Origin of the sequence: Okeania sp. SIO2F4 (genome assembly GCF_010672385.1) — a bacterium.
Lineage (GTDB): Bacteria > Cyanobacteriota > Cyanobacteriia > Cyanobacteriales > Microcoleaceae > Trichodesmium.
This window is the reverse complement of the sequence record NZ_JAAHGT010000139.1, coordinates 1-15047: the sequence shown is the minus strand read 5'-3', so window position 1 is coordinate 15047 and position 15047 is coordinate 1. Positions and strand designations below refer to the sequence as shown.

Sequence of the window (15047 nt, the reverse complement as noted above, 5' to 3'; positions counted from 1 at the left end):
TATTATGGAGTAGCTCAAAAACTAAAATTACAAAATATTAGATATTGAATGTATCAGGAAATAGGGAATAGAGAATAGAGAGTAAGGAGTAGGGAATAGGCGAAGACACAATTATTTGTCAGAAAGAAATTCACTATAACTTTAGAAGTATGAATACTCATACTTCCTAACTGTAGATTGATTTCTATCTCTAAACTTATTCCAGCTTGAAGATTTAGTTGCTCCACGTCTCTTAATACTTATTTGACAAACAGTCTCTTGGAGCAATTGAGAATTAATATAGATGATAATTACGACTTGGTGATTAACTCTAAAAACATTTACAGATCAAGCCTAAACTCTTTTTTTTTGCGAAAGAAATGCAAGCTTTTTACTCACTCTAGCTAGGGTTTGCGTATGGAAAGTCTTTTTGCTCTTTGTAGGAGACTCGAGACTGGAGACTCGAGACTGGAGGAACGGGGAATTTAGAAGAAGTAGGAGTAAGAATTGTCTCTGAATTTTTCTGCCATAATCATCCTAAGATACTAGCATGCATGAGCTTTATAAGTGCGAAAAGCTGGTACTTTTTTCAACTCTAAAACGCCAAAAGCTTTATATTTCAATACTTTGAGAATTAATCACCAAGCCCTAGCTAGAATTTTAAGCATTTTGAGTAGACAAGGATGGAAATATTTCAGACAATTCTTACCGAAAAATTAATAATTAATAATTAATAATTAATAATTAAATAATTCGCGCCTTGAAGCCTCCCCTTGGATAGGGGAAAACAAAGACAATATTCCTTATATTCAATTCCCGAGCGGTTTTAACCTTCTTGTAATTATCAATTATCCATTATCCATTATCCATTATCCATTAATGAACTCCTACCTCCTAAATAGCCTAACTATTTTGTAGGAAATATTTACCACCCCTAGTATTAAAGGGGTTTATTTTAGGAATGATTTCAGATTGATATAAATATGAAAATACTTTTTTTGCCAGATAATATTACTGTTGATGCAGAGGTAGGAGAACCACTTCTAGAAGTAGCTGAACGTGCCGGAGTAACTATTCCTACAGGTTGCTTAATGGGTTCTTGTCATGCTTGCGAAGTAGAACTTGATGATGGTGAAATTATTTGTGCTTGTATTACAGCAGTTCCTCCTGGAGAGAAAAAAATGACTATCAACCTTTCTGTAGAAATTGACTGGTAATATTACAACAGTTTGCAAGTTCATGAGATACAAAATTTGAAAATTCTACCTAGTAGGGAATTGAGAAAGAGGAACTATAAATTATATCATCTCAGATTGAATAGCTATAATTAGAACTTAGTAGTTTTTATCTAGCCGTAAGATTGATATTTCACTTGCTCAAACCCTACTACAAACAAAAACTTTTTATTACTTTATGTGGATTTAATAAATTTTAAATCTGTTTAAGATAGCCAGTTATCAATTACCCATTATCTTCTTCCCGATCCTTTAAACTAACAGCATAATCACGAAATCTTTCCAAATCTGCCATCAAAGTAGATTCTACTATTCTGCCTAAAAATAAATTATCCATAATCTTAATTAACCATCCAGGAACTCCGTAAGCTACAGTTAACTTCACAATACTACTACCATGACGGTCATAAAAACGGATAGCCCCTCTGTTGGGTAAGCCATCCACAGACTCCCACTGAATAATTTGATGAGTAACTATTTTCTGAATTTGAGAAAGCCAACTAAACTCAAAATTACCACTGGCTAATTTCCACTTGGATAAGTCTGGATTATCTTTAAGGACTTCAACAGATTCAATCCATTTCATCCATTGTGGCATTTGTTCTAAGTCAGACCAAAGATTCCAAACTAAATCAATGGGAGCAGCTACCTCTATCTGTACACTATGTTCTAGCCAATTACTCATAATTTTTAGGGAGTAGGAAGTAGTTAGGAAAAATGGAAATTATGAGAAATAAGGTTCAGATAAGACCAAAACTCATAAGCTATGGAAATATTATACAAGCTTTTCACATTACAGGACTGCCCAAAAAAATCCTTATCGGAAAATTCCACTATTCATCCCCCCGCCTGGGTGCTTCAGAAAATGATTTGATTATTGCGTAGGTCGCAATAGAAGAGAAATTCCACTATCCACCTCCCCCGCCTGGGTGCTTCAGAAAATGAATTTAATTATTGCGTAGGTCGCAATAGAAGAGAAATTTCACTATCCACCTCCCCCGCCTGGGTGCTTCAGAAAATGATTTGATTATTGCGTAGGTCGCAATAGAAGAGAAATTCCACTATTCATCCCCCCGCCTGGGTGCTTCAGAAAATGAATTTAATTATTGCGTAGGTCGCAATAGAAGAGAAATTTCACTATTCATCCCCCCGTCTGGGTGCTTCAGAAAATGATTTGATTATTGCGTAGGTCGCAATAGAAGAGAAATTCCACTATTCATCCCCTCGCGGGGATGCTTCAGAAAATGATTTGATTAGAGTTTGCTGAAAAAAAAGCAGAGTGTCGTCTGTGTGGAGAGACAGAGAAAGTAACAGGAATAATTGTACCTTTATCTTTACTCTGCTTGTCTACCCAAAATCCTAACTTTTTAGTTACTCAAGCTGAAAAGTTTGCACTTTTTTTTCCTCCAAAAATGCTCAAACCTTTACTTTTCAATGCTTTTAGACTTAATCAGCAAACCCTAGTTAGGAAAAACGGGAATTATAGAGCAGTCCGTAAATGTCTATATTTTTATTGAAATTAAAAAAGACTTCTAGTTCCAAATTGTAGGCAAGCTTAACTTGTCACTCCTTTCCTACCTGTAGTTTTCCGTTGACAACGGATGTACATTCATCGAATCGCTCATAAGTGAATTTATTAAGGTTTTTAGGACTGCAAATAGTTACCTTTTGTAGATTTTCTTGAGCTAAAGTTCGATCTATATCAGCAACTTCAAGACAAAGAAAAAATAGAAAAACTGCTATGCAAGTTAACACGATCAATTGTGCTTTACGGAAAAATATTTTATCTCCTTATTATTTATTCAATAATTTTACTTAGCATAACAACCATATTTCCCTACTCCCTTTATAACAGTTTGCAGACACATCCCAGAAAGCAGACTTTCCTCCATTACCAAAAAATTAAGATATAAAACCTCTCCATTAATCGAGAAAAAAGAAAAAAAATCCTTTAGCCAATCCTCTTCTTTATAACAAGAGGTAAGTATTAATTATTAATTGTTAATTATTAATTGTTGAACTGCTCCCTAAAATATTTTCCATATTCGCCAAAATTATCTGAGCAGCTTGCTTTCCAGAAATAGTTGCCCCCTCCATACTATCAATATAATCTTGTTGAGTATAACTACCCGCCAGAAAAAAATTAGGCACTGGTGTTTGTTGGTTCGGACGATATGGGTCCATACCAGGAGCTTCCCGATATAAAGACTGAGCTAACTTCACCACACTATACCAAGTCATATTTAATTCCCGTGAAGAAGGAAATAATTCATGGACTTGCTTTAACACATGGTGAGCGATCGCCTCATTATTCTCCTTAATAAAAGGATCGCCAGGCGTCAATACCAACTGTAATAAAGAACCTTCCCCTTGCCGATAATAATCTCCCGGACTTGTCAATGCCAAATCGGCAAAACAGGAAAAATCAGCATCTGGAGTATAAAGTAAATTATCAAGACCAACAGCACGCTCTAATTGTTGACGTTGGTTTTTATCATGTAACTCCGTCACCCAACCATCAAATCTTAACTGTACCGTAGCAACTGGCACCGCATCCAATTTATAAATATTGTCAAACTCCGGCCATTTCCGCCAAGCTTTAGGTAGAATACGCTGAATACCTGGTACATCGCAGGCAAAAACATAAGCATCAGCAACAATAGTTTCTTCTGTATCCCCATTAGCTACAACTATTCCACTGACACGAGTCTCTCCATCATTCTCAGAAAACTGAATTTCCCTCACTTGTCGTCTAGTAAAAATTTTAGTACCCCGTTCCTCCAAATAATCAACAATAGGTTTGTGGAGATACTCATAAGGAGAACCTTCCAACATTCGCAACACAGACGCTTCAGTTTTTGCAGCAAATAATTGGAATATTGTCAACATACATCGAGCAGAAATATTATCTGCATCAATAAACCCCAGAGCATAAGCAATAGGATTCCACATTCTCTTGATGCTTCCATCAGACCCACCTTGACGACGAAACCAATCTCCAAAACTTACCTTATCCAAATCTCGAATAGTCTTCATTGCCCCATCAAAATCTACCAACCCTCTGACTATTGGACTGGTGCCCAGGGCGATCGCATTTTGTAACTTATCTTGCGCAGATAGTTGAGATGTGGTAAAGAAAGCCTTTAATCCATTAAAAGGCGCTCCCGTCAGGAAGCGAAAATCTAGAGAACCTGTTTTGCCCCCCTTATTGATAAAATTGTGGGTATGTTCTTTAAGACGGAGATTTTTAAAAGCTCCCACTTTTTTCATTAACTCAAAAAGTTGGTAGTAACAGCCAAAGAAAACGTGCAAACCCATTTCCACATGGTTTCCATTTCCATCTACCCAACTACCTACTTTCCCTCCAACAAAGGGGCGAGATTCAAATATTTCCACTTGATGTCCAGCATCTGCTAATTCTACAGCAGTGGCCATTCCTGCTAAACCTGCCCCTGCGATCGCTACTCGCATTTTTTACTTCCTTACTAAGTTTTTTTACAATTTTTAATAATTCTACCAATTAGGAAACCCTTTTGAGGTTGGAGAAAGTAATTTGCTCTGAATAAATAGGGAGTAGGGAGTAGGGAGTAGGGAGTAGGAAGTAGTTAGGAAAAATGGGAATTATAGAGCAATACGGTTCAGACTAAGACCAAAACTGAATAAATAGGGAGTAGGGAGTAGGGAGTAGGGAGTAGGAAGTAGTTAGGAAAAATGGGAATTATAGAGCAATACGGTTCAGACTAAGACCAAAACTGAATAAATAGGGAGTAGGGAGTAGGGAGTAGGGAGTAGGAAGTAGTTAGGAAAAATGGGAATTATAGAGCAATACGGTTCAGACTAAGACCAAAACTTATGGGGTATAGAGAAACTATACAACCTTTGTAGAAAAATTTTTCATATAATAATTGTGTATCACTCATCCTAGGAGTTTCTTACTCCCCACACTTCCCACACTTCCCACACTTCCCACACTTCCCACACTTCCCACACTTCCCACACTCCCTACTCCCTACTCCCTACTCCCTAATTCAAAAAGATACTGGCATCAATTTTAACGGCCCAACCCCCAATTCTTGAGATGACAAGAATCTGACTTCAAACAAAGCCATCATATCCTTAAATTCAGGTTGACCACGGGAAGCACCTGTAATACCTCTAGCAATAATCAAACCACACCAACCACGAGTAGCAATGCAACGCTCATCCCATTTTTGTCTAGCTTCCTGGTGTACGGGGTCATTTTGCATAAATTCACCAAATAAATGCAATACACCATCATAAGTTTTCAATATACCCAAATCGTAAGTTTTTTCCTCCACAGGGTCTTCACCTGGATTAAATCCTATACCATGAAGTCCCTGAGCTTCTTCTAAATCTCCTATCAACTTAGTTGCTTTTGGCAAAGAAGTTTGAATTAAAATTATTGGTAGACCTTCTCCTGATAGTTCAATATCTTCCTCTGCTGCCTGATATTGTTTAGTATTATCCCTTAAATATTCCACCGTCTCCCAAGGTACTACTCCCAAACTTAAGAAAGAATTTTGTGGAACCAAATCATCTTTAAGCATGGGCATTTCAATTTCTAATTCTTCATCTCCTTCCGAATCAGACTCCACAGCTATTTCATATAATTCTTCTGCTACTTCTGGCATAGTTGTTACTTTAATTGAGACCACTCGATCTGATTTAGGTATAGGAATGCGGTAGCGACTACTAATGCTAGGGAACTTATTACCTGTCATTTTCTTGCGGGAAGCTCGCAAAAAGCGATGTAATGCTTCTAAAGTAACTAATGTCGTAAGTGCTTCCTCTTCATAGAGAACTGACCTTAAACCTTCCAAAGGATGTAAATTACCAAAATTTGCCTGAATTTCTGATACTGATAAATTTTCTAGGTTTGTATTCCCATTGTCATTATCCTCATCATCTTCCTGAAAACTATCGTAAGTAATAAAAAGGCAATCTTGCCCTAGAAAAGCTTCTTCTAAATTTTCATAAGATTTTTCATAAGTTACTCTTTCTCTAAACCTTTTGAGAGAATCTAAAGAACGATACAACAAAATTCCATAGTCCATGCCCAATTTACCCAAAACACAGACATATAGATTTTCAATATCCCATTGATTAAGTTCTATAGAGATGATTTGATGCTCTCCTAATATTTCCCAGGGGGCATCATCCCAAATTTGATCTGCTTTTTCGACTAAAGCTTCTGCATATTCAGGAGGTAACTGAGGCGGACGATTATCTGATACTTCCTGTAGTCCCCGAAATATTTCATCAATTAGAGGTAAATCTGGTACATAATCAATTGCAATTCCTAAGTTTTGTAAGACACCCCTGAGAAAAAATTGAATTTCTCGGTCTTTGACTACTATTTTTTGTGGTCTAATGGCTGGAGCTGGACTTTGAGGATTTTCCATAGCCCGCAGTAATGTCCTCACAATTGCTTCTGGGCCTGTATCTGGGGTTACCATATCCATTGCTCTGACCATTCCATGGGAGCCATCTACCCAGATAATACATTCGTTTGTTGTTTCCGACTCTAATTCTGGATTAGAGCTGGACTCTGAATATATAGGACGGCGATCGCCTTCCCACACACTAGGAACTTGTTGTAATTTTTGTAACCTACGAATTGTTGAAGGATTGAGAGCTACCATAAACTAAGCCTGTGAAAGTGAAGCAACCAGTGGATATTTTTTCCTTTGACCTTAAACCATATTTCGATCAATGTATTTTTACATACATTTTTCTGGAACGGCCTTGCTAAGATGAGGAGAATCGTCTCTTTGACTATCTGAAAGATTGCTAAGAGCAAGTGGGCGATCTAATCATACAAAAGTTTTTAGACTTACCATATATTTATACCCATCTTTGAATGATTCTACCATTATTAAGGAGAGTCTTTAAACAACTTATAGATAAATATAATCAGTATATGGGATGTTTATTGGACTAAATATTTATTGCTCGTAATTATAATCAGAAGTCAGGTACAAAATTATTGGTTCTTGGTTGTAGGGCAAAAAGAAAATACAAAGAAGAAAAATTATATTATTTTAAGTTATTATTCCCTAAATTTTAGCTTTTAAAGCACAATTTTCCTAATCTTGAACAAAAAATTTTGATTGATAATAATTATTCAAGCTAGTTATAAGTTCTATTTTCAGGAATATGTATAAAATATATGTAAGTAGTTAGAAATAACTATTAGACAGTTATAGTTGTATAAGGAAGGAGCTAGAAACAAATGACACAAACTACTCAGTCTCAACAAAAAGGGATTTTGATGACTGAATCTGCTCTAAAGCAAGTTTTATTTTTGAGAGAGAAACAAGGAAAAGACCTTTGCCTACGAGTAGGGGTACGTCAAGGTGGATGTTCTGGAATGTCTTATATGATGGATTTTACCGATCCTAGCACAATTAGAGACGATGATGAAGTTTTTGATTATGATGGATTTAAGGTAGTTTGCGATCGTAAAAGTATCCTTTATCTCTATGGTTTAATGCTTGACTATAGTGACGCTTTGATTGGCGGTGGGTTCCAATTTACTAATCCTAATGCAACTCAAACCTGTGGTTGTGGTAATTCCTTTTCAGCTTAATATTAATTAAATTAAACTACATCTTTGAAAAACTAGAGAGATGTGGTATATTATCCATCTGGATTGGTAGGGGTACAGTATTTACTGTGCCCCTAAATATTGTTGTGTAAATTGATTTTCTTAGTGTCCAATCTTCAACTTGACTTTTTGTGATTAATTTTTTCAAGTAGAAAACCTGGAATATTATGACCAAGAAATAAGGTATCAAACCTTCCCTTGGAAAGGGATAAAAAGCAGAGCTTCCCCTAGGGTGGGATGGCGAGCAAACCTCACCATCCCTCGACCAAGAGAAAGGAAATTTCTGATTTTATTGCCTCCTAATTCAGTAGGAGATACTAATAACTGATAATTGATAACTAATAACTGAAATGACTCAAACACCCGAAGAATTATATAAAGAAGGATTAGAAAGATATAAAGCTGGAGAAGACCCAAAGAATTTAATTCCATTATTTAAAGAAATTACTAACCGTTCTCCTAAAAGTAGTAGTAGTTGGATTAGTTTATCGTGGTTATATCTATTAGAGCAAAAACCTAAATCAGCCCACAAAGCAGCTAAGACAGGAGTTAAACTTAATCCAGACGATCCACAGGGCAGAATTAATTTAGCTTTAGCAATGCTGGAAATAGGAGAAAAAGGTGTTAGACCTCATATAGATAGAGCACAGCAAATGATTATGGCTGACTCAGATTGGCTGGAAGAAATTAAAAATAATATTAAAGATGGTTTTGATAGAAGAGCTGAATGGCCTAGCCTTAGTAGAGTTAAAAGTTGGTTATTTGATGTTTAGACCAATATATAGTCGTTAAAAAACTTAATGATTCATATAAAAACTTTACGATAAACCAGAAAAAATCATGTTATGATTTTTAGAACTTCAGAGATTACTTAATCACCATAAAGTAGAAAATCCCTAAGAGCTTAATGGCTCTACTAACTATCTAGATCATAATTGCTAAAAAACTTGAAAAATGCTAATTTGGCAGAAAATTTCAGGTTCAAACTGAAACAAGAAAATTGACTTAAAATATTAAGTATAAAACTTAAATTCTAAGTCAATCAATATTCTATAAAAGTCAGACTAGTTAAGGAAAATTATTTGCACAATTCTAGGTGAAGATGAAGTGTATTGGTAATATTCTATGAAAACCGAAAAAAATTGCTCAAAGTCAAAAAAACTGACTAGGCAAGAACAAAAGTAGGTTAACTAAACACAAATCAGTCAAAAATGTTTTTTTAGGATGTGAGGTTGATATTAAAGTAAGCCTAGGGATGCTAAACCAGTTTTTTAGTAGTTAGTAAGCTGAGTTAGAAGACTAAACAGTCTCTTGTATAAATCTCGATTAAGAGAGTCAAACCTAATTTTAGATAATGCTAAGGAGTTGAAGTACAATGACATTTAATAACCAAGTTAATAACCTAGATGACGTTAATGTAAAGCCTGAAACTCGTAACCATAAAGGATTTTTTGTTCAGGAAGGCGATTATAAACTGATGAGTATTGATGAGTCTGGTTGGGCTTTAATTTGTCTAGATGATGCAGTATGTCATTATGTAGATCCAGATAACTTGCAAGAAACAAAAGAATTAATCGGAGAATCGGCAACTGTTCAGAAATAAAAGTTTGAACTACCTATAGATTTAGATAAAAAAATGATTTGGGCAAGCTGCCGTCACAATTATGGCAGCTTGATTCTTTATTAACAAATTTGACAAATTTCAAGAAGCCAAAATATTTTTTAGAGCAGGCTTAACAGTAGGATACTGATACTCAAAGCCAGAAGCTTGAGTTTGTTTTGGTAAAACTTTTTGACCTTCCAATACCACTACAGAACCATCTCCCAATAACAATTCAATGGCAAAATCAGGTACAGGTAACCAAGAAGGTCGATTTAAAGCTGCTCCTAAATCTTGACAAAATTCTCCCATTCGTACAGGATTAGGAGAAGTAGCATTAAATGCACCTTGCATTTCAGGGTGGCGTAGAGAATGTAAAATTAAACCTACCAAATCATCAATATGTACCCAAGAAAACCATTGTCTACCACTACCAATAGGTCCACCAGCGAATAACTGGAAGGGAGTTAACATTTTCGAGACAGTACCCCCCATACCCAATACAATACCAATCCGCAAAATAACTAACCTTACCCCTACATCTTTTACAGGTTGGGCAGCAGCTTCCCAAGCTTGACAAACTTGAGCCAGAAAATCATTACCACTATTGCTAGTTTCATCAAAAGTTGCCGTTTCACTCGTGCCATAATAACCAATAGCCGACCCACTAACCAATACCGATGGTTTAGAATTAGCTTGGGCGATCGCCTCAACCAATTTTTCAGTAGTTAGCTTGCGACTATCCATAATTTCTTGCTTCCGACTAGCATTCCAACGCTCATCAGCAATACCAGCACCCGCTAGATTAACTACACCATCACAGCCATCTATAGATTTTTGCCAAGCACCAGACTGTTTTGGTTGGTAGGCAACTATCTCTAGATGAGGATAAGCTGAGTTAGGAAAAATTCGTTTTGCTTTTTCTGGGTTGCGGGTCAAAACTAATATTTGTTCGCCCTCTGAATGTAGACGCTCCACTAAGCGACTGCCAACAAACCCTGTTGCTCCTGTAATAGCTACTTTCATTGTTCAAAAATATATTTACGATACTTTTATTTATATAGCAATCCTATTTTATTTGTGTATAAAAATCTTACCGCTTTTAGGAAACAGGCAACAGGCCGGAGTTTCACTTTTTGGCGTTGCTGATGCGTGGGTATGATTTGTAGCTAAACTATTGAATAATAACCATTTCAGATTGTTCAATTTTTATTTTCATACCTTGATTCAGCAACGCCCACTTTTTGATCTACTTTACAGCGCTTTTGAGATGAAAACCCTGTAGGGGCGATTCGCGAATCGCCCCTACTGTGCGAATCGCCCCTACTGTGCGAATCGCCCCTACTGTGCGAATCGCCCCTACTGTGCGAATCGCCCCTACTGTGCGAATCGCCCCTACTGTGCGAATCGCCCCTACTGTGCGAATCGCCCCTACTGTGGTCTACTGAAATGAAAACCGCTGTAGGATTGCTATATCAGGAATTGGGCAGGAACCGGGCTTTCCGAAAGTCTAGTTAACTGTCCGCCAGAAGTTTTAGTTTTCATAAAAAAGAAATTTAGCCCCGATAAATTATTAGTAAAGCTTTTAGAAAGAACAACAGGTAAAAAAGATATGAAAAAAGTTATCTACTGGCTCATGGGTGAAAAAGCAGGAAGAGCGATCGTTGGAAGTTGGAATTGGTTATGGGGAATTCCAGTTGAGTCTGGCGGTGGAGTTTCCGTCGAAGTAGCAGAAGAATCTCTGCGTTCCATGCAAGAATCAGTGCAAAAGCTCGCGACCGCTGTTGCTACTCAAGTTAGTGCTTACGAACGAGCTAAACAGAAATATGAGGCGAAAGTCAAGGAAATGCAGACCTTTGAGAACCAAGCAATGACAGCTCAACGAAACGGTAACGAAGAGGCTGCCCGCCTGGCAATGTCTAAAGTAATTCAAACAGAACAAATATTATCTCAATTAGAAGCACAGGTTTTGCAAGCCGAAAAGTATGTCGAAGCTTCCAAAGACAAGCTGAGACGGGAACGACAAAAGCTGGAAGAATATAGGACAGACCTGGGTAATATGAAAGATATGCAGGAGATTAACAAAGCTTTGGGAGATATGGCCAAAGTTAATAATAACTTAAGCATGGATTCAGCCCGCTCTCAATTTGAGCAGGCTAAGAGTGCTGTGCAGCGTCGCAATATCCAACAAAACTCTCTGGCAGAGCTTTCAGAAGACCCTACAGAAAAGCTTAAAGCAGAGCTGGAAAATATGAGTATAGATGACGAAGTGAGTCGTCGCCTTCAAATTCTTGACAGTCCTAAACAATTACCACCAGAGTAATAGAAATATCCGAGGAAACAGGGAACACTTAACTGGGAACAGGAGGAAGTAATTGATAATTTATGGACAAAGACTGATTATCTAGACATACATAACATACATAATATTAAGGAGAAAAAATTATGGCTAAATCTAGCGGACCGCCACCAATTGTATATATCTTAGCACTTTTGTTGATCGGGGGTGGTGGCTATTGGTTCTTGACTCACAAAAATAAGCAGCCAGAATCAACAGTTACTAACACTCAGTCTACAGAAACTCAAATAACAACAACGACAACTTTTCCTTCACCAACCAATGTTGCCAGCGGTACTGTAGTTCGCGTGGATGGTTCTACTAGCATGGTGACGATTAACCAAAATCTCAAAGGTGGTTTTGAGAAACAGTTCCCTGGTACTAACGTTGCTACTAGCGCTAGAGGTTCTAGTCAAGGAATTCAAAGTTTACTAGCAGGTAGTGTGGATGTTGCTGCTTCATCGCGTCCTCTGACTCCTCAAGAACAAGCTCAGGGTTTAGAAGCAATACCTATTGCTTCAGATAAAATTGCGATCGTAGTAGGAATCAATAATCCTTTTAATGGGAGTTTAACTTCCAACCAAGTAAAGGGAATTTTTCAAGGACAAATTACTAATTGGTCTGAGTTGGGAGGCGCTAATGTTACAATTCGAGTAATTAACCGACCTCCCGTCAGTGGTACTCATCAAACTTTTAAAGAAATGGTGTTGAATGGGGAGAATTTTGGTAATAGTTCTAATATTACGACATTGGAGAGAGATGCGACGACTCCCATGTTGAGGGCTTTGGGAAATGATGGAATTGGTTATGCCACTTACGCTCAGGTGCAATATCAACAAACGGTGCGATCTCTCCCCATTGATAATTTGCTCCCTAGTTCTACAACTTATCCTTTAAGCCGCCAGTTGTTTTACGTCTATCAAAATCCTCCCACTCAAGCTGTTCGAGATTTCTTAGGTTATGCAACTTCCCCTCAAGGACAGCAAGCGATTTTTGCCAATTGATCTTAAACCCGATAGATAATTTATAATTAATTCCCAAAAGCATAAAGCCTCTCCATTATCCATTATTAGGAGAGGCTTTATACCTTGATTTTTCGGTAACAAATATAGCGCTACTTGAATCGGGAATAGGGAACACAGAAGGTGGGAACAGAAGACTGTAAAAGGGTTTTCCGTTTGTCATGCTGCGCAAACAGGATTTAAAAATGTCTTAACCTATTTGCGTAGTGCTATATTTATCAAATTGGTATAATCAGGAAAGGGAAAATATAAATGAGTAGTAATAGTTAAGATAGTTTTGCCTACCTACTTACTTAAATATAATACTAGGTCACAAAAAAATCTCTATGAAAAAATCAAATTTTTTAATTGCTGGTGCAGCCCTAATTGCAGTAGGCAGTATTGCTACATATCTTTACTTTAAAAATATAGCAATCAAGGTGTCTAGTCCTCTCAACAGCGCCCAAGTTGTGCCAGAATCTGCAATTATGGCCACTTTTTTCCATCCTAATCAAAAAGCTATAACTAAATTACAACAATTTGGTACTCCTGAAGTAAGAAAGTTGATTAGTCAGAGTTATGCAGAATTTCAGCAAGAAAATTTAGCTCAGACTAATATTGATTGGGAAAAAGATATTAAACCTTGGTTGGGAGGAGTAATGTTGGCTTTTGTACCTAGTGAGGAGGTGCAAAATACTGATCCTGTAAATCTTTTGATGGTAGTGGGAATTAAAAATAAATTAGAAGCTTTGAGATTTGTTACTAAGTTGAAAGGGGAAGATGAGAGCAAGGTAATAAAGAGAGAATATCAGGGGGTGACTATTCGAGAAGTTACTGATGAGACTGGGAAAACTTTTAATTTAGCAATTTTGGGAGATTATTTGGCGATCGCTCCCATAGCAGCAGCAGTGGAAGATGCTATTGATACGTTTCAGGGTAAGAGTGTTTCTATGAGTAAAAATGCTACTGAGACTTTACAACAGAATGTGGGGGTTGAGAATGCTATTGCTACTATTTTTATTCCTAACTATAGTCAGTTTATAACAGAATTTGCGGATGATTTGCCGGAGAATCAAAAGTTGTCTGCTGCTAGTTTGGAGCAATTCCAGGAAATAGATTCTATGGTGATGGGAATAGGAGTTGATGATGCAGGTGTGAGGTTGCGAGCGGTGACTAAGTTGGTGTCTCCATTGCAACCCCAGCAGACTCAACCTGTATCGGGTGAGATTTTGCAAAGGTTTCCGGCGAAGACAATGATGTTTATCAGTGGCATGGGTATTAGTCAAAGTTGGTCGCAACTTGTGACTCAAGCACAGGAAAATGAAGATTTACAAGATTATCTGGATATGGTGAGGAAGACTTTTGAGGAAGTAGGTTTGGATGTGGATCGAGAAGTGTTTAGTTGGATGGATGGAGAGTTTGCTCTTGGTTTGATTAGATCAAATCAGGGAATATTAGCCACAACTGGAGTTGGTGGAGCGATGGTTTTCGAGACTAGCGATCGCTCTGCTGCTGAGGCAACATTGAAAAAGTTAAATCAAATGGCGATCGACAATGGGGGTGTGGCAGTTAAGGAGAAACAGATGGGAGCGCAGTCGTTGACAGAATGGCAGATGGTTGGTATTGGTACATTTTTTGGATATGGGTGGTTGGATGATAATGCTTTGTTTGTGGGGGTAGGAAAACCGTTAATAAAGGTGATAATGAGTATTCCTGATGATGGTTTGATTGATAGTGAAGGTTTTGAGGAAATTGTGGGGTCTTTGCCAAAGTCGAATCAGGGATATTTTTATTTGGATATGCAGCAGGCAATGGTTTGGGTGAATCGTTATCCGTTTGTAAATGTGGTGATACCATCAGAGGTAAAGACGATTTTAGATTCTATTCGGGGTATTGGGGTGACTGGGAGTTGGTCAGATGAATTGACGAATGAGATGGAGATGTTGTTGGCTTTGTAGGAGGAGATTTTTCGGGTGCTTCATTAATGGATAATTGATAATTACAAGAAGGTTTTAACCATTGGGGAATTGAATATAAGGAATATTTTCTTTGTTTTCCCCATCTCAACGACACAGATACAATCACGATAGACCCACTAATTGTTTCACATATAAACTATTGGTGATTATTTGTCAACTATCATCTCTAAATTTTTAATCAAAAATAAACTGTTGACAAGAAAACAGGATGTGATAGTATTTTGAATAAAGGCAATAATTGCAAGCAACGAATTAACATATTATTTGATGGCAATAGCTTTCAAAGA

At 37.2% G+C, this 15047-nt stretch carries 12 protein-coding genes; 8 read left to right on the top strand and 4 right to left on the bottom strand.

All coding sequences use genetic code 11. The features are described from left to right. The first annotated feature begins 962 nt into the window (after positions 1-962). A complete protein-coding gene (locus tag F6K22_RS11485; RefSeq protein WP_293097277.1) occupies positions 963-1196 on the top strand; it encodes a 2Fe-2S iron-sulfur cluster-binding protein in 234 nt (77 codons plus the stop codon). 244 nt (positions 1197-1440) lie between these two features. Here F6K22_RS11485 and F6K22_RS11480 read toward each other — a convergent pair whose 3' ends face one another. From F6K22_RS11480 to F6K22_RS11470, 3 genes are all read right to left on the bottom strand, one after another. Beyond that, complete coding sequence (locus F6K22_RS11480) at positions 1441-1899, bottom strand: SRPBCC family protein (RefSeq protein ID WP_293097274.1); 459 nt, start codon at positions 1897-1899, stop codon at positions 1441-1443. 1316 nt (positions 1900-3215) lie between these two features. Beyond that, positions 3216-4685 carry a 9,9'-di-cis-zeta-carotene desaturase gene (zds, locus tag F6K22_RS11475; protein WP_293097272.1) on the bottom strand — a complete coding sequence of 490 codons (1470 nt, stop codon included), beginning with the start codon at positions 4683-4685 and terminating at the stop codon, positions 3216-3218. 557 nt (positions 4686-5242) lie between these two features. Continuing rightward, positions 5243-6877 carry a DUF6930 domain-containing protein gene (locus F6K22_RS11470; RefSeq protein WP_293097270.1) on the bottom strand — a complete coding sequence of 545 codons (1635 nt, stop codon included), beginning with the start codon at positions 6875-6877 and terminating at the stop codon, positions 5243-5245. Between the two features lie 590 nt (positions 6878-7467). Between F6K22_RS11470 and F6K22_RS11465 the strand changes: the two genes are divergently transcribed. The 3 genes from F6K22_RS11465 (at position 7468) to F6K22_RS11455 (ending at position 9445) form a co-directional block, all read left to right on the top strand. After that, on the top strand, positions 7468-7824 hold the full coding sequence (locus tag F6K22_RS11465; protein WP_293097267.1) for a HesB/IscA family protein: 357 nt from the start codon (positions 7468-7470) through the stop codon (positions 7822-7824). Positions 7825-8192: 368 nt separating this feature from the next. Beyond that, positions 8193-8615 (top strand): hypothetical protein, encoded by a 423-nt coding sequence (locus tag F6K22_RS11460; protein WP_293097264.1) that lies wholly within the window; start codon positions 8193-8195, stop codon positions 8613-8615. Between the two features lie 602 nt (positions 8616-9217). Further along, complete coding sequence (locus F6K22_RS11455) at positions 9218-9445, top strand: hypothetical protein (protein WP_293097262.1); 228 nt, start codon at positions 9218-9220, stop codon at positions 9443-9445. A gap of 99 nt (positions 9446-9544) precedes the next feature. On the opposite strand, the gene thyD is transcribed toward F6K22_RS11455, so the two are convergent. Then, positions 9545-10468, bottom strand: a complete 924-nt coding sequence (gene thyD, locus F6K22_RS11450; protein WP_293097259.1) for a thylakoid membrane protein ThyD — start codon at positions 10466-10468, stop codon at positions 9545-9547. A gap of 284 nt (positions 10469-10752) precedes the next feature. Here thyD and F6K22_RS11445 point away from each other — a divergent pair, with 284 nt between their 5' ends. The 4 genes from F6K22_RS11445 to F6K22_RS11430 all read left to right on the top strand — a co-directional run bounded on the left by F6K22_RS11445 (position 10753) and on the right by F6K22_RS11430 (position 14739). Then, complete coding sequence (locus tag F6K22_RS11445) at positions 10753-10890, top strand: hypothetical protein (RefSeq protein ID WP_293097256.1); 138 nt, start codon at positions 10753-10755, stop codon at positions 10888-10890. A 164-nt stretch (positions 10891-11054) separates the two neighbouring features. Next, positions 11055-11765, top strand: coding sequence for a PspA/IM30 family protein (locus F6K22_RS11440; RefSeq protein WP_293097253.1), 711 nt, complete (start codon positions 11055-11057; stop codon positions 11763-11765). Positions 11766-11887: 122 nt separating this feature from the next. After that, positions 11888-12784: a phosphate ABC transporter substrate-binding protein gene (locus F6K22_RS11435; RefSeq protein ID WP_293097250.1), complete on the top strand. Its 897-nt coding sequence runs from the start codon at positions 11888-11890 to the stop codon at positions 12782-12784. Between the two features lie 344 nt (positions 12785-13128). Continuing rightward, the gene (locus F6K22_RS11430; protein ID WP_293097247.1) at positions 13129-14739 is read left to right on the top strand and encodes a DUF3352 domain-containing protein; all 1611 of its coding nucleotides are present in this window, start codon (positions 13129-13131) and stop codon (positions 14737-14739) included. Positions 14740-15047: the final 308 nt, after the last annotated feature.